The sequence below is a fragment of the Enterococcus sp. AZ079 genome (genome assembly GCF_050547255.1).
GTDB classification, from domain to species: Bacteria; Bacillota; Bacilli; order Lactobacillales; family Enterococcaceae; genus Enterococcus_D; species Enterococcus_D casseliflavus.
The window spans coordinates 528402-545584 of the sequence record NZ_CP172955.1; the positions used below are offsets into that span (position 1 = coordinate 528402).

Below are 17183 nucleotides of genomic sequence, written 5' to 3' on the forward strand. Positions count from 1 at the left end.
CCTTCGATTCCTGTTTCAGAAATCGAAGGGGGGCTTTGCTGTTTTAGTGAGGAGAAGATGAATCTTGGCTTAGATCGTGGATCCGCAAGGTGACTTGTGTGCCGCTGCCCAACACACTCTCGATCGTCAAGCCGTATTCAGGTCCATAAAACATTTTGACCCGATGATTGACGTTGGCTAGCCCAATGTTCTTTTTGGCATGGGTGGAGGGCGTCTTGATTTTTTGCTGCAAGTGTTCGAGTTTTTCTGGCGGTATCCCGCTGCCGTTGTCTTGTACCACGATCACCAGATCATGGCCGTCTTTGGTGATCGTCAAACGGACAAACCCTGGATAGGTGATGCCTTCCAAACCATGGGAGATGGCATTTTCCACCAATGGTTGAATCAGGAGGGGCAATATTTGGACTTCTTTTTGGTCGATCTCATTGGAGACTGAATAGGAAAAGTTGACTCGATCGCCAAAGCGCATCCGCTGGATCTTGACATACACGTGAACCGCATCTAAGGACTCTTCTAAACTCGTTCGCTTGGTTCCGTGGGCTTCTAGCGTATAGCGCATCGATTTTGCCAGTAACTTGATGGCATAAACGACGTCAGAATTGCCAGAAGTCAGCGCCATCATACGAATCGTTTCTAATGTATTGAACAAGAAGTGGGGGTTGATCTGCCCCGCTAAGATATTAAATTCCATTTGCTGCTGCTGAGTCAACAGCTCTTGCTGTGCCAAACGTGAACGGTAGATCTCTTCTTCTTTTTTCTTGATTCGTTGAATGATCTTGTGGAAATCAAGAGAGATCTGTGAAATCTCGTCTTCGCCGCTGATATTTTGAAAGAAATCATAATCCTCGATCGAGGCAAAGTAGACCGCCTGCTGCAGTTGAGAGATTCGTTTAGTAAAGAATCGAGCAAAGAGAAAGACGATGATGAAAGTAGTGATCAAAATCACCAAAACGATCGTGCTCCACCGGATCAGATTGGTGCGTAGATTGCTGTAGGCATTGGTATCCGCACTATAAATCGTGATGATGTCTTCTTTGTTACTCATGGGTAAGGTGCTTTTGGTGAGCATCACCTTGGTACCATCATTTTTTAAAAAGGCAGCACTCGATTGCGGCTCAGAAAGAGCTGTCAGCTGTCCCGGTTCCCCAACTTGATTGATTTTGTCGCTATAAAAGATGACATCATCATTTAACTGTAATTCCAATTCATAGGATGAATTACGAAGTCGGTTGCTGAGATAATTGTAATCGACTTGGATCTCCAAAACGGCTGTTTCTTTTGATAAAGGCAAAGGTAACGTTTTATAAAGACTCAAACGATTTGCTTTGTAATCCTCTGGCATCGTCATCAAAAAAGCATCGGGTTGCTTGAGCGCTCGTTGGTACCAGGCGGTCGCTTGAATCGTGTCATCTGCCTGTTGAAAATATTTATAGTTCGGAATGGTTTGATTCGTCGTATAGATAGTTAATTTCGCAATCGAGGTTTGAAGATTTCTGATCTCATCTAGCTGATCATAGCTATTGATGTCCACAATCGCTTCTTGATCGTCAAGGTAATTGGCAGTTAAAAGTTGACGTAGATGGGTATCGTTTGATAAGGAACTCGCCGTGTTGGTCAGCGTGTTTGTTGTATCAAAAAGAACAGATTTGACACGCTGAGCATTCAACTCTGCCAAGTGTTGGTAATTGCCTGTCAGCTGTTTGGTTGAATCGTAGACCAATAAGAGACCTATAGTCACTGTGGATAAAAAAACAACAGGTAGATAAAGAATGAACAATTGTCGCCGAATGGAAAACTGACTCAGACGACGAAAAAGTGAGAGATGACTGATTCTTTTCATGCTTGTTGATTACGAAAGATAGAAAGCAACAGGAACGAACTACAATAAATAACAAAAGAAAAGCCGAAAATCAACAAGAGAAATTTAAACAACGGAAATAAAACAACAAAACAAAACGCAGCGATAGGAATAAGTGCGAGAGCTAACGAACGGACAGGGTCCGCGATCGGTAACAGAAACGCATTTTTTAGTGTTTGCCTAAAACTGTTTTCATAACGTCCAATTAAGGCAAGGCAATAGACTAACACAATAAACAGATAAATAGCTGTAACAATTAGAACGAAAGCAAAAATACTGGCAAGAATGGTTTTTGAGGAAAACCAAAACAAGCTACTATACAGTAGTGCTACCATGGGGAGCCCAAGAAGGAGAAAACTACCGGTGGCTTTCATAAAGTTTGCTCGTAGCGCTCGCACATAGCCTACGATCAATTCACCACGCTCCTCATCCGCATAACGAATCGTCACTTCATAAAGGGCAGCTGTCGCAGCACCAATCGTAATAATTGGCAAACAGCTAATGATATATAGTAAATTTAACAATGTAAATTGTGAAAAAACGGTGGTTATTTTGTACAGTTGACCATCAGGATTGTACTTCATTTTTATCCCTCCAAAATTGATATATTCCTATAGTACTCGCAAAAAACAAATTTTGAAAGCCTTACCATTCGAGCGGTTTCTAGCGAAAACATTGATAGATCAACGTTCTTTATAAATAAAAGAAAAATGAAGTCTAAAATGTACGGATTGACCTCTATTTTTCACAGGTGGCAAATAAGCATTCAGGTGCTAGTATTAAAAATGTAAAAGCGGTTACAAAAAAAGGGGGAGGAAAATGGAAAGTAAACTAAGCAGTGTCCCAAGAAAAAATAAGCGGGTGACACGAGAAGGGAAGATTTTGTTTTTATGTATCGTTCCCTTTCTGATTCTCGTGTTTTTGTTCTCTTATTTTCCTTTGCACGGATGGATTTATTCACTTTATGATTACAAACCAGCATTAGGTTTAGCGCGCAGCGAGTTCGTAGGCTTCAAATGGTTTCGACTTCTTGTCTCTAGTCCAACACAAGTGGATCAGATCGTACAAGTAATGAAAAACACCTTTGCCATGAGTTTTTTAGGGATCGCCACTTCGATCCTACCAGTAGGCTTCGCCATTTTACTGAACGAAATCAAGTGCAAATGGTTTAAAAATTTGGTCCAAACGCTGACCACGCTGCCGAATTTTATCAGTTGGGTTTTGGTGTATACGATCGCCTTTAGCTTGTTTTCTTCAACAGGGCTGGTAAACACGCTGCTGCAAGAATGGGGCTTCGTTACCGATCCAGTCAAATTTTTGGATAGCGGCAATCATACGTGGCTGATGATGTGTCTTTGGAATATTTGGAAAGGCTTGGGCTGGGGTGCAATCATGTATCTTGCAGGCATTTCAGGAATTGACCCCGAATTGTATGAATCGGCACGAATCGATGGGGCGAATCGTTTCCACCTGATGCGTCATATCACACTACCTGCTTTGATGCCGACGTTCCTTGTGATGTTGATGCTGTCTATCGCCAACTTGCTGAATAACGGAATGGATCAGTACTTTGTCTTCCAAAATGCATTCAATCGAAATACGATCCAAGTCCTCGATTTGTATGTCTACAATTTAGGGATGGGCGGAAATAGTCTATCGCTAGCGACCGCGATCAGTATGCTAAAAAGTGTCATTTCTGTTGCCTTGTTAGCCATCGTCAATATTGCTTCGAAAAAAATTCGGGGGACATCCATTATTTAGAAGAGGAGGATATCAATGGAACTATCGATTAGTGAAAAGAAAAAGGCGAAAAAAGTACGCAAACGTGAAAACCTGACGTTTAGTATCCTCAACTATACCTTTTTCTTTCTGATTACGTTAATTTGCGCGTATCCCTTTTATTACTTGATCATTAATTCAATCAGTAATAATGAGTTGAGTGCGTTAGGCCAAATTCGCTTTTTTCCACAAGAGATCCATTTTGAAAACTATAGTCAAGTGTTACAGCTAAAAGGATTGCCTCTAGCCGCAACGGTTTCGGTGGCTAGAACGGTGATTGGTACCGCCGCGACTGTCTTAGCTTCAGCCTTCTTAGGCTTCATGTTTACCCAAGAAAAAATGTGGAAACGAAAATTTTGGTATCGCTTTGTCGTGATTACAATGTATTTCAATGCAGGGTTGATTCCATTATTCATCACGATGAAGACATTAGGTTTAACGAATAACTTTTGGGTCTATATTTTGCCTGCTGTCGTTCAGCCCTTTAATATCATCTTGGTGAAAACCTATATTGAGTCGATCCCCAAATCATTGCAAGAAGCAGCTGAAATGGATGGAGCTGGCATCATTCAAGTATTCTTTCGGGTAATTTTACCCAACTGTACGCCGATTTTAGCAACAGTAGCGATTTTCTCGGCAGTGGGTCAATGGAATTCCTTCCAGGATACATTGATTTACATTACGGATCAAAGTCTCTACTCCTTGCAATACCTTCTTTACACGTATATCAATCAAGCCAATTCGTTGGCACAAATGGTCAAAAATACCTCGGGATCACTTTCTAGCATCGCTTCAGCAGCAACAACGCAGACGCCGACGTCGATCCGCATGACCGTTTCAGTCATTGTTGTTTTACCAATCATGTTCATTTATCCGCTATTCCAGAAGTATTTTGTTAAAGGAATTATGTTGGGTGCGGTGAAAGGCTAATAAAAAGAAAGAGGGAAGAAAATGAAAAAAATGTCCAAATATGTAACAACAGGTTTGTTAGGCATGACATTGCTAGGTAGTTTAGCCGGCTGTGGAGGAGCGGCTGAATCTGAGACAGACGCTGCTTCCAGCGAAAGTGGCTACGATGAAACGATCACGATCGATGTCTATAATGGGCTAGCCAACTATATGGGGATGCAAGAAGGTTGGTTTGCCAAAATCGTGCGGGATAAATTCAATATGGAATTGAACATCATCGCACCAAACGTTGCTGGAAACGGTGATACCCTTTATCAAACGAGAACAGCAGCAGGCGATTTGGGTGATTTGATCATTGTTGATAATGGCCAACAATACAACGAATTGGTTGAAGCAGGTTTGTTGACCGATGCGAGCGAGTATTATGAAACTATGGAAAACGTTCAGCGCTTCGATGCGGCTGTTCAAAATCTAAACAAAGATGCCGATGGGCTGTATGGCTTTCCAACTTCTGTTTCTACCTTAAAAGCCACCGATCCTTCAGAAGGATTAGACCCTACATTTGGTGCTTACGTGCGTTGGGATCTTTATGGGGAGCAAGGATATCCAGAAATCGGTACATTGGAAGACCTGCTTCCTGTGATTCAAAAAATGCAAGAAGACAATCCAACAACAGATTCTGGCAAAAAAGTTTATGGGTTTTCTCTATTCAGCGATTGGGACGGCAACATGATGAATGCAGGCAAACAGCTTGTCACCTACTATGGGTACGATGAATCAGGATTTGTCTTGGCAAAAGCCGATGGATCTGATTATCAAAGCATTCTCGATAGTGACTCTGAATATATTCGTGCACTTAAGTTTTACTTCGAAGCCAATCAAATGGGCTTAGTTGACCCAGAATCAACGACGCAAAATTACGATACACTTTTTGCAAAATTTCAAGAAGGACAAGTGTTATTCTCATGGTGGCCTTGGTTAGGTCAAGCGGCCTTTAATACGACCACGAACTTGACTGAAGGAAAAGGCTTTATGTTGGCACCGATCCAAGACCAAAAAATCTTCTCTTATGGTGCGGAAGTATACGGGGGCAAACAATTTATCGGGATCGGTTCTAATGCCGAAGACCCAGAACGAATCGCAGCCTTCATTGACTGGCTCTACTCATCAGAAGGTGTGTTAGCAAATTCTTCTCAAACAAGCGGCAGTAGTGGTCCAGAAGGGTTGACTTGGGAAATGAAAGACGGCGAGCCTGTCTTAACTGAGTTCGGAAAACAAGCATTGCTAGATGGTGATGGGGATGTGCCAGAAGAATACGGTGGCGGAAGTTACAAAGATGGCGTATCTGCACTCAACGTCAATACGGTATTACCGATCGATGTCAATCCTGATACAGGCTTCCCTTATGCTTATACGATGTGGGAAAGCTACCAAAATGAAACAACCGATCCTGTAAAAGAAGATTGGTCAAAAAATATGGGTGGTGCAGAATCCACCATTGGCTATTTAGAGGAGAACGACCAATTGTTAGTTGCCCCTGGTGCCAGCTATGTAGCGCCAGAAGATAGTTCAGAGATCTCTACGTTGCGTAACCAAGCCAAAGCGACGATCATCGAGTACTCTTGGCGAATGGTTTTTGCCAAAGATGAAGCAGAATTTGATCAATTGCTAAAAGAAATGCAAGAAACAGCAGATGGTCTTGGCTATCAAACCGTTTTGGAATTTGACATGAACAATGCAAAAGATCAAAACGAAAAACGGATAGAAGTAGCGAAAGAATTTGGGGACTAATCAAAAACAAACAAAGAATCGCTCGAGTGATTTGCCAACGGTTCCTTGGCAAAAGTGAGTATACAGCCTTTGGATAAGCAATCACTTAAGAAGATTGATCCAGCACCAGCGGATCAGTCTTCTTTCTTTAAGGAGGAAAACAATGATAGTGGATAAAAAAGATCGTTTGCTTTTTATGGGGGATTCGATCACAGATAGCAATCGAAATTATCAAGCGATACCCGCAGGTTGGTCTTCATGGGGGGACGGCTATGTTCATCTGATCAACGCCTATACCACAGCATTACTCCCGCAAATGGAATTAATGATCGTCAACCGGGGTGTCAGTGGGGATACGGTTGTCGATTTGAAGAAGCGCTGGAAGGATGATGTGTTGGCATTTCATCCAGATTGGGTAACGATCATGATCGGTGTGAATGATGTGTGGCGGCATTTTGATGGAACCTTTGCTCAAACGGAACTAGTGGGGATCGAGAGATTTGAATCAGAGCTGCGTGATTTGATCGAGCAGACCTTGCCAAATGTCAAAGGGATGATTCTTTTGAGCCCGTTTATGGTTGAAGCCAACAAAGAAGATCCATTAAGAAAAATGCTTGCCAATTACCAACAAGTGCTTGCCAAAGTAGCGCAAGAGTATGGTATCCTTTTAGGGGATACGCAGGAAAAGTTTGATGATTTTTTGCTTTATCAATCATCCTATGTCTTAAGCAGTGATCGCGTGCACCCCTCGACTGCAGGACATGTGTTGATTGCAAAAACATGGCTGGAAACAGTCGGTATTTTGGAGGAAAAACAATGATCACAGTAGAAACGATCCAGCAAGTCGCACATCAAGGCCCCTTTTTTCCAAATTGGCAGTCATTGGGCGCTTTTGTTCTACCGGAATGGTTCCGCAAAGCAAAATTTGGGGTCTTCATTCATTGGGGACTGTACAGTGTTCCAGCCTTTCACAATGAATGGTATTCAAGAAATATGTACATCAAAGGCCATCCAGAATACGATCACCATATTGAAACCTATGGTCCACAAAAAAACTTTGGCTACAAAGACTTTATTCCGATGTTTACCGCAGATAAATTTGATGCAAATGAATGGATTCGCTTGATTAAACAAGCCGGTGCCAACTATCTTTTTCCCGTTGCAGAACATCACGACGGGTTTCAGATGTATAAAAGCGAACTGTCTGAATGGAATGCGTCAGTTATGGGGCCGAAAAAAGATATTCTTGGGGAACTAAAAGAAGCAGCAGAGGAGCAAGGCCTGCATTTTTGTACCTCATCTCATCGTGCCGAACATTGGTTTTTTATGGGACACGGTAAGGATTTTGACAGTGATATCAAGGAGCCGTTGGCAAAAGGCGACTTTTACTGGCCAGCGATGCCAGAGCCAGACCATGAAAGTCTCTTTAGCGAGCCATACCCGTCAAAAGAATTTTTAGATGATTGGCTGCTTAGAACCTGTGAACTCGTCGACAACTATCAACCAGAGCTGCTGTATTTTGATTGGTGGATCCAACATGAAGCCTTCAAGGAGCATTTGCAACTTTTCGCTGCTTACTATTACAATCGTGGGGCTGAATGGGGCAAACAAGTTGGTATTTGCTACAAGCACGATGCCATGATGTTTGGTAGCGGTATCGTGGAGATTGAACGGGGGAAATTTGCCGAACCACAACCTTTTTACTGGCAAACAGACACAGCAATCGCTCGTAATTCATGGTGCTATACCACGACATTGGATTATAAAACAACACGTGAGATTTTACAGGATTTGATCGAAGTCGTCAGTAAAAACGGCAATCTCCTTTTGAATATCGGGCCGAAAGGGGATGGTTCGATCCCAGAAAAAGATCAAGCGATCTTAAAAGAAATCGGTGCGTGGCTGGATGTAAATGGTGAAGCCATTTATGAAGCGAAACCATGGCGCAAAGCAGGGGAAGGGCCCACGACCGTAGTTTCGGGCCAATTTCAAGAAGCACAGGCGACGACATACACGAGCCAGGATTTCCGCTTTACGGTTCAGGGGGATTCGTTGTATGCGATTGGCATGGCAAGTCCTGAGAATGGACACGCAAGGATCCAAGCACTGGCACAATCCAAAGACCAAAATTTGCCAGAATTTCACGGCATCATCAAAACCGTCACGATTCTAGGATACGAAGAACAGCCTGTTGATTGGCAAGTGACCGATGAAGGCTTGCAACTAACTTTTGAACCAATTGAAACCGACCAACCAATTGTCTATAAAATTACAATGAAATGAGGCGCAACCCGTGATACATGAAAAAAGATCTGCACTTTTACCAGAAAGCCAAGCAAGTTTAACTACCTATGTCATCGAAAATTCTCCTGAAATGGAACCAGATCGTGTCCGACCAGCGGTCATCATCTGTCCTGGCGGCGGCTATGAAATGTTGTCGGATCGAGAAGCGGAACCTATCGCCATCAAAATGATGAGCTTTGGTTTCCAAGCCTTTGTGTTGCATTATAGTATCAAACCGGCTGTCTATCCGTTAGCCTTAAAGGAATTGGCTGCTGCCGTTCGTCTTGTCCGCACCAATCATGACACCTGGCACGTCGATCCTGAAAAAATCATCGTTGCTGGTTTTTCAGCTGGTGGCCATTTAGCTGCTAACTTGGGTGTGTCTTGGCAGCAACCTTTTCTAGCAGAGGCTTTACAAGGAGCCAATGAAGAATGGCGGCCTAACGGGTTACTGTTGAGCTACCCGGTATTATCTAGTGGAGAACTTGGGCATCAAGATTCCTTCCGTTCATTATTAGCAGATCGCTACGAAACAGAAAAAGCCGCCTTGTCTTTAGAGACTTTAGTCAATGAACAGACACCACCAACGTTTCTTTGGCATACGTTAGAAGATGGATTAGTCTTGGCGGAAAACAGCCTCCTTTTTGCCGAACAGCTGCGCAAATTTAATATACCTTATGAGCTACACATTTTCCCTCGGGGCGGTCACGGGTTAAGTTTAGGAACGCCAGAAACCGCCAACAGCGATCAACACGGGATCGAAGCGTCGGTTGTCCGTTGGCCAGAATTATTTGCTGATTGGGTAAAATGGAATTTTTGAGAAACGTTTAATGATCGAAAGAAACAAGCCATTGTCTGCTGAGTTCAGACAATGGCTTTTCTTTTCGTTGTTATCAGATAGTTTATTCAGCTGAAAAGACAACCGTTCCTTGATAAAAACTTTTGCTGACGAAGCCTTTGCGGGCGACAAATTCTGCCGTACAAGCAGCTGGTGTCAGCAAGAAATCAGCCGAATCACCAACCTTAGGCCATTGCTGCGCACCGTTTTTATCTAATGGCACTTTGCCATCAGTAACCAGACCTAGGGCTTGCGTCAAGTCTTCCTGACTTTTGACAGCAAAAATCTCTAAATAGCGCGCCAGCTTTTCTTGTAAAGAACCGTCGCCAAGAGAAGACCAAGAATCATAGACATTGTCGCAACCGATATGAACAGCCACGCCATAACTTTGCAATTCCTTCAGCGGCGGGATCGTTCCTAGGCTGATGGGAATACTTGAAATGATGTGGATCTCTAAGTCTGCTAAGGCTTGAAAGATTTCTTTGCGTTCTTCTCCCTCAAAGTCATTTAGACCAAAGGCGTGACTGATCGCCACTTTTCCTTGCATATTGAATTCCTTTGTCAAACGAATCATTTCTTTAACGGTCGCTCTGCCAGCTTCTTGCCGATCATGAAGATGGAGGTCAATACCGACATGCCCTTTTTGAGCAAGTTCAAAAGTTGTCCGTAAGGAAGTTTTATAATCTTGATCGAGTGTATAAGGATCAACACCGCCAATATAAGAAGCTTTGCCCGTTGCTAAGGCTTCTTCAATCAAAGAAGCTGCATTTGAGCGCAATAAGCCATGTTGTGGGAATAAGACCAACTCCGAGCCAAAAGGTTGTTCGGCGACTAATTCAGTGATCGCATCAAAATAACGCAGCTGAGTCATTGGTTCAATATCGATATGTGAGCGGAACATCACCGCACCGTGAGGTAGTTCTAAATCAATCAGCGCTTGTCCGCGTTCTTTGATCGATAACGGTAAGGCATCTAATTGGGGAATCTCAGTTTCAAATCGTTCCACCAAGCTAGCTGCTGGCGTTACTGGACGCCAAGGAGTACCTAATTTACTTTTGTCCAAATGACAATGTTTTTCGATCAATCCTGGCAACAATAACTGATTTTCCCCATCAATGATCGTCGCTCCGCTTGCTGCCTGCCATTCGGACATCGGCACGATCTCCGCTATTTTTCCATCATTGATCCCGATTGCTGTATTTTCTGTTTTGGTTCCATAAGACCAGTCGCCTTCTTTTAAATAACTCGTCTCAAGTTGTACATTTGTAAGCCATAAATCCAAGAAATCGCCTTCTTTCGTGTTTGCTTCATGGTATCATACATTCGCTGCTCGGCTCTAAAGAGATGCTTGTGGCAAAAGGACTAAGAGCTGAGCCTTGCAATCATTGGCTAGAAGTGTAGGATAGAAACTAAGTGAAGATAACGAGGAATAAACCAAAAGACTTGGAGGATAAAGGATGAAGAAAAACGACTTTCTATTGACAGCTGATGAGCTGTCCCATCAGAAAATGGAGTATCTAGAAACATTGTTCGCTTTAGGAAATGGGCAAATCGGCGTCCGTGCAGGGCATCCTTTGAAGGTCAATCAACTGTATCCAGGAAATCCTGGGGCGTTTGTCAACGGCTTTTTTGACAGCGAGCCGATTCAGTATGGCGAATGGGCTTATGGGTATGCAAAAGAACATCAAACGATTTGCAAATTGCCAAACTTGCGTGGAGTTATTTTGAAAATCGGCGAGGAGGATTCTTCGGTTGAGGAATGGCAAGTCGAACGAACGCAAATGAGTCTTGCATTAGCTGACGGGATTCTGACGGAAAGTTATCGGATCACTACTCCGACCGGAAAGTCTTTTGAGTTGGGGTTAACTTCGTTTGCGTCAATGACGCGTAGTGAACTCTATGTTTGCCGCTATGAAGTGATAACAGCCGATTTTTCAGAACCGATCGAACTATCCCACACATTAAATCAGCAATTCTCTGTCAATAAAACAGATGATCCTCGAGTTGCCAGTAAGAATCATCAATTGGAAAAAGAACAAATGGGCGCATACCAAGTATGGACAGCACCAAATAGTCAAAAGCAAATCGCTATTCGGCTGCATCAAGAAAAGCAGTATTTGACAGTTGGAGAACCGTCAACTTCGATTTTTCAGGTCAAATTGCTGCAAAGGTCTGGTGAGACACCATTTGAGCAGAAAGTCGACGAGTTTTCTGTCTTATCAAAAGAACAAGCGGATTACTATCGATCTTTCTGGCAAGCCAGCGATATACAAATCGTGGGGGATGACTATTTGCAAAAAGGGATCCGTTTCAATTTGTTTCATTTGAACCAAGGTGCAGGGCGTGATGGGAAAACGAATTTCGCCGCAAAAGGGCTGACGGGTGAAGGATATGAAGGACATTATTTTTGGGATACAGAAATGTATCTACTGCCTTTCTTCATTTATACGAACCCCGAGATAGCCAAAAGCTTACTTTCCTATCGTGCAAGTATTTTGCCGCAAGCCAAAAAACGAGCAAAAGAATTGAATCAAGCTGGGGCATTGTTTGCTTGGCGTACGATTGACGGTAATGAAACGAGTGCCTATTATCCAGCAGGTACAGCACAACTGCATATCAATGCCGATATCGTTTATGGTTTTCAATTATATGAACGTATCACGGGTGATCAACCCTTTATTGAAGAAATTGGTAAAGAAGTCGTTTTTGAAACAGCGAAATTCTGGTTTCATTATGGCACGTTTGTTGTAAAAGAAGGACAAGAGCGGTTTTGTATTCATGGAGTGACAGGACCAGACGAATACAGCGCTTTGGTAAACAACAATTTTTATACAAACAAAATGGTACAAAATAACTTACGCTATGCGGTCGAATTGGCCAAACGATACCATGTCTATCAAGAATTGATTGCCGATTGGGAAAAAGCAGCTGACTTGATGTACTTCGGTTACGATGAAGAGCGGCAGCTAACGAAACAAGATGATTCCTTCTTAGATCAAGCGCTGTGGCCATTTGAGGAAACACCTGCTGAGAATTATCCGCTTCTGCTTCACTATCATCCAATGATCATTTATAAGTATCAAGTATGCAAGCAAGCAGATACTGTTTTAGCAGAGATGCTGTTTACCCATGAATTTTCAGCAGATCAATTAACAAGAGACTATGACTATTACGAGCAGGTGACGACCCATGACTCCTCGTTGTCTCGTTCCATCTTTAGTGTGATGGCTAGCCGAATCGGCGACACTGAAAAAGCGTATCGCTACTTCATGGATACCGCACTGATGGATCTCAATGATTTGCAAAAGAATGTTGTAGACGGTGTTCATGCTGCCAATATGGGCGGCAGCTGGTTGAGTTTGATTTATGGTTTTGCTGGTCTGACCTATGATCGCGGACTTCACTTGGCGAATCATTTGCCACAGAAAATCGAATCACTGACATTTACGATCACTTATCAGCAAGAAGCAATCAGAGTGAAGCTTCAAGGGGGAGAAATCGAATGCCGGTTGCTGCCTGACAGCAAGTTGCGTATTGTCAAAGAGGGGCATGGACTTTGGATTCAGCAACACACCACGACTATCGATGCCTATCCACAAGAAGACTGATCAATCGGATAGAACCAGAACCGCCGCAAGGATTTTCGCCTGCGGCGGTTTTTTTTGACTCGTTCCATAAATCTTCTTGTAGAAATTTCCCTTAATGAAAGGGAAGATATACCTATGGAGGTTGCTTGAGTTTGACTCTAAACTAGTAAGCGAGGGAGAGAGAGATGGAAAAATTAAGCCTATTGTTGTTAAGAACACTTTCGAAGCATGACGGTTTTATGACGAGTAAAGCGGCTGCTGCCGAGTTGGGTGTTAGCAGGAAAACCGTTCGCCGTTATGCAGAAGAAATCAACCAGCATCAAGAACGATACGGTTGTATGATCCAAGCGAAAAAAGGGAGTGGGTTGTATTTACAAATAACGAACGAAGAAGCTTTTCAGCGAAGGAAAGAACAAGCGTCACACAATGACGACTTTGTTTCTAGAATTATTGAATTCTTTATTCAAGAAGAAACGTATATTAAGTCCGAAATGCTTTGCGAACGCTTATTCATTTCTCAGAGTAAGCTATCTCAAGAATTGAAAAAGCTGCGACGTATACTAAGCCATTACCAGCTCTCCATTCAAACGAAGCCGTATTACGGAATGAAACTTAGCGGCAGCGAATTTGACTTGAGACGGTTTATGGCTAGTAATTATTTGCAAAGAACCCATATCAAGCAGTTAGAAGAGGGCACAATCAGCGAAGATACACCGTCGCTTCTTCATCAGCAGATAAAAGCGATCGTTTCGTCGGAGTTTTCGCAAAAAGCCTACCCCATGTCGGAGGCTATTTTGAACAATCTGGTGAATCATTTAGCGATCGCTGTCTTACGCATGCAAAGCGGCCGCTACTTGGATCGAAATCTGCCAATCAGCGGCAGGACCAATGATGAACAGACGTTACTAGGAGAGCGAATCATAGCCAGAATTGAAAAAGAATGTGCTGTACACTTTACCGAATACGAGCGAAATTATGTTTTAGGGCAAATCGTTGGTAAACGAGTAGTCCCTAGAAATGAAAAGATGACTGTTTCAGATGAAGCAGCAGAATTGGTCAGCAAAATTTTAAAAGCGATCAAGGAAAGCCGCCAAATCGATTTCAGCAAAGACTTGGATCTGCAAACGATGTTGATGTTGCACTTTGCTCCGCTGATCGATCGGATCGAATTGGGGATCGAGCTGAAAAATCCTTTGTTGAATGAGGTGAAGGTACACTGTAATGTCGCTTATGATTTAGCCATCATTGCCGGTCAAGTCATTGCAAAGCAATTTGAAAAGACCATCAGTGATCATGAACTCAGCTATTTGGCGATGCACTTTGATGTGGCTTTAAATAAGAAAAATTCGCAAACACAGCGCAAGTATATTTTAGTGGTCAATGACCTAGGCCGAGCGGCCAATACCTTCCTTAAAGAGAAATTTGAGTTTTATTTTCGCAATTATATCAAGAAAGTCACGGTATGCAATCAATATGAATTTTTGCAAATGATCGAAGAGCAGGAGTTCGATTTCATCTTTTCTTCGATTCCGCTTCCTTACGAAGGAACGATTCCTGTTATGAATGTTGATTATTTTATGCAACCGGATATGATCAAAAAGATCGAAACCGCATTGGCCGCTGTCTTCACAGAAGAAGTGCTTTTGAACTACTTTAAGGAATCATTATTCATCTGTGAACAAGAATTTGAAACAAAAGAAGCGGTATTGCATTTTTTATGCCAACAAATCAAAGAACAGTATTCAATGCCTGAGAATTTTGAAACATTAGTTTTTGAACGAGAAGCCTTTTTTGGAACCGATTTCTTACCGTCGGTCGCTTTCCCTCATCCCAATGCACTGATTGGTTCAGAAACGGTGATTGCTGTTGCAAACTTGAAAAAGCCAGTGTTCTGGTACAAACAGTCGGTTCGTCTCGTTTTCTTATTAGTGATTGCTGAACAAGATCACTTAAAAGTGAAACCGCTGAATGATCATTTGATCAAACAATGTTCTTCGTTGGATAAAGTTAACAAACTAGCTGCAACAACGGACTTTATGTCGTTCATTAATTATTTAAAGGAGTAGTATATGACAAATGAAAAAGTAACCTTAGAAGGTGCATATAATTTTCGCGATTTTGGCGGCTGTCGGACCAAAGAGGGAAAATATGTGGTGACTGGAAAACTATACCGCTCAGACGAATTGAGCAAATTGACAGAAGCCGATCAGAAAAAATTAGCAGCTCTGGGAATCGAGAAAATTATTGACTACCGTAATGCCCAAGAAAGAGTAGACAATGAAGACAAACCCATTGGGAATGCTCAGGTGCTTTATTTGACACCGATTGCTGATATTGCTGCTTTAGCTTCTTCAGAAGAAGGGGAGCCAATGGCGCTTTCTGCAGAAGAAATCACCGCCGAAGTTGCAAAAGAATTGATGATTCGGCAAAATCATGAATTTGTTGAAAACAGTCAATGCAAGACCGTTTTTAAAGAAGTATTGGACATTCATTTGGAAGCTGAAGGTGCAGTGGTTCAGCACTGCCGTGGTGGCAAAGACCGCACCGGTTATGGGGTTGCCCTGATTCAGTTACTGTTGGGTGTCAGTTATGAAGAGGTCATGGAAGATTATCTGCTGACCAACGAGTACAAAAGAGAGAAAAATACCAAGAGTCTCAAGCAGATACAAGAAGAAACGAACAACCCCGATTTTGTGGCAGCAATGCGATACTTCAAAGAAGCTGATCGGTGTTTTTTACAAACCGCTTTGGATTTGATTGAGGCTCATGGGGGGATTGAAACGTATGTAAAAGAAGAACTGGGTTTTTCACAGCAGAAAATCCAGCTGCTTAAAGATAAATACTTGCGGGATTAAGTGAAGGAGGACCTTATGAATACACTGAAAGATAAAATACTAGCTGCAGCCGTTCAAGTACAAAACAATATTTATATGAAAGCCATTGCCAATGCAATGATGGGCTTAATGCCCGTCATGATGATCAGTTCCATTGCTTCCTTGATCAATGCGATCGACATTGGGGCAACGCAACAGATAATGGAACAAATTGGTTTGAAAGCATTATTAACACAAGTCAACGCGATGACGATCGATGTCGTTTCCGTTTATGTCGCCTTTCTAGTTGGCTATAAATTAGCCGAACATTTAAATGCGGATCAACTAAATGCCGGTATCATGAGTTTGGTCTCATTTTTGATCTTGAGTCCGATTTCGACTTTAGAAGAAACTCGTACGATGGAGTTGTCGACCCTTGGCTCCGGTGGGATGTTTGTCGCCATGTTTGGTGGATTGTTGGGTGCCAGAATTTACATTTTATGTGTACAGAAGAATCTGATGATCAAAATGCCGGATTCGGTACCGCCGATCGTCAACAAATCCTTTGCAGCGATCGTGCCAGCAATTATTGTTTCAGCCATTATGGGCATCATCTACGTGGGCATGGCGGCAACCCCTTATGGCACGCTGACAGATATGATCTATACTTGGGTACAAGCTCCACTGACCTTGCTAGGAGCGAATATTCTTGCCTGCATGATCATTGTGGCTTTTATCGAATTTCTTTGGTTCTTTGGCATTCACGGAGTGTTGGCTGTTTATCCGATCTTGATGCTGGTCTTTTACCAACCAGGACTTGATAATCTGGCGGCGTACAGTGCCGGTCAAGCATTACCACATTTGTTTACGATTGGTTTTATTTTGAACAATCGCGGGGCTCGTTCATTTGCAGTCGCTTTACTGGCTATTTTTGGCTGCAAATCAGAGCAACTAAAAGCTGTTGGTAAAATTGGTTTGATCCCTTCCATGTTTGGTATTTCTGAGCCAATCAAATTTGGGATTCCTCAGGTGATGAATATCAGAATGCTGCTTCCCTTGATGTTAACACCGGCTGTTTCCGTGTTGTCAGCATATCTCTTAACAATTGTGGGCTTTTTGCCTTATCACAATGGAGTCAATATCCCAACTGGATTTCCGATTATTTTCGGTGGCTTCTTAGTGAATGGCTGGCAAGGAATCATTGCACAATTGATTCAATTTGTCTTATGTGTCCTCATCTATATCCCTTTTATGCGTCTGCAAGACAAAGCAGCACTAGCTGAAGAAAAGAATCTGCAAACCCAAGCGACAGTCGTTGAGTAACAAATAACGAGAAAATGGAGGAA

Annotated in this window: 13 protein-coding genes; 10 read left to right on the forward strand and 3 right to left on the reverse strand. The window is 42.6% G+C overall.

Features of this window, described 5'->3' with window-relative positions; translation table 11 throughout:
- Positions 1-43: 43 nt before the first annotated feature.
- Positions 44-1840, reverse strand: coding sequence for a sensor histidine kinase (locus IGJ15_RS02555; protein ID WP_010749933.1), 1797 nt, complete (start codon positions 1838-1840; stop codon positions 44-46).
- Positions 1837-2442: a YesL family protein gene (locus IGJ15_RS02560; RefSeq protein WP_010749932.1), complete on the reverse strand. Its 606-nt coding sequence runs from the start codon at positions 2440-2442 to the stop codon at positions 1837-1839. Before IGJ15_RS02560 ends, IGJ15_RS02555 begins: the two co-directional genes overlap by 4 nt.
- Before the next feature lie 235 nt (positions 2443-2677).
- On the opposite strand from IGJ15_RS02560, the gene IGJ15_RS02565 reads away from it, so the two are divergent.
- From IGJ15_RS02565 to IGJ15_RS02590, 6 genes are all read left to right on the forward strand, one after another.
- Complete coding sequence (locus tag IGJ15_RS02565; RefSeq protein ID WP_005228459.1) at positions 2678-3619, forward strand: ABC transporter permease; 942 nt, start codon at positions 2678-2680, stop codon at positions 3617-3619.
- Between the two features lie 15 nt (positions 3620-3634).
- Complete coding sequence (locus IGJ15_RS02570; protein WP_005228460.1) at positions 3635-4567, forward strand: carbohydrate ABC transporter permease; 933 nt, start codon at positions 3635-3637, stop codon at positions 4565-4567.
- Between the two features lie 21 nt (positions 4568-4588).
- Positions 4589-6337 carry a hypothetical protein gene (locus IGJ15_RS02575; RefSeq protein WP_010749931.1) on the forward strand — a complete coding sequence of 583 codons (1749 nt, stop codon included), beginning with the start codon at positions 4589-4591 and terminating at the stop codon, positions 6335-6337.
- Positions 6338-6479: 142 nt separating this feature from the next.
- Positions 6480-7136 (forward strand): SGNH/GDSL hydrolase family protein, encoded by a 657-nt coding sequence (locus IGJ15_RS02580; RefSeq protein ID WP_010749930.1) that lies wholly within the window; start codon positions 6480-6482, stop codon positions 7134-7136.
- Positions 7133-8599: an alpha-L-fucosidase gene (locus tag IGJ15_RS02585; protein ID WP_005228463.1), complete on the forward strand. Its 1467-nt coding sequence runs from the start codon at positions 7133-7135 to the stop codon at positions 8597-8599. The genes IGJ15_RS02580 and IGJ15_RS02585 overlap by 4 nt, the downstream gene beginning before the upstream one ends.
- A 10-nt stretch (positions 8600-8609) precedes the next feature.
- A complete protein-coding gene (locus IGJ15_RS02590; protein WP_010749929.1) occupies positions 8610-9419 on the forward strand; it encodes an alpha/beta hydrolase in 810 nt (269 codons plus the stop codon).
- 82 nt (positions 9420-9501) lie between these two features.
- Here IGJ15_RS02590 and IGJ15_RS02595 read toward each other — a convergent pair whose 3' ends face one another.
- On the reverse strand, positions 9502-10719 hold the full coding sequence (locus tag IGJ15_RS02595) for an amidohydrolase family protein (RefSeq protein ID WP_010749928.1): 1218 nt from the start codon (positions 10717-10719) through the stop codon (positions 9502-9504).
- A 175-nt stretch (positions 10720-10894) separates the two neighbouring features.
- On the opposite strand from IGJ15_RS02595, the gene IGJ15_RS02600 reads away from it, so the two are divergent.
- The 4 genes from IGJ15_RS02600 to IGJ15_RS02615 all read left to right on the forward strand — a co-directional run bounded on the left by IGJ15_RS02600 (position 10895) and on the right by IGJ15_RS02615 (position 17160).
- The gene (locus tag IGJ15_RS02600) at positions 10895-13045 is read left to right on the forward strand and encodes a glycoside hydrolase family 65 protein (protein WP_142962802.1); all 2151 of its coding nucleotides are present in this window, start codon (positions 10895-10897) and stop codon (positions 13043-13045) included.
- Between the two features lie 164 nt (positions 13046-13209).
- Positions 13210-15090, forward strand: a complete 1881-nt coding sequence (locus IGJ15_RS02605) for a BglG family transcription antiterminator (protein WP_010749925.1) — start codon at positions 13210-13212, stop codon at positions 15088-15090.
- A gap of 3 nt (positions 15091-15093) precedes the next feature.
- Positions 15094-15879 carry a tyrosine-protein phosphatase gene (locus IGJ15_RS02610; RefSeq protein ID WP_010749924.1) on the forward strand — a complete coding sequence of 262 codons (786 nt, stop codon included), beginning with the start codon at positions 15094-15096 and terminating at the stop codon, positions 15877-15879.
- Positions 15880-15894: 15 nt separating this feature from the next.
- Positions 15895-17160 carry a PTS sugar transporter subunit IIC gene (locus tag IGJ15_RS02615; protein WP_010749923.1) on the forward strand — a complete coding sequence of 422 codons (1266 nt, stop codon included), beginning with the start codon at positions 15895-15897 and terminating at the stop codon, positions 17158-17160.
- The last annotated feature ends 23 nt before the right edge of the window (positions 17161-17183 follow it).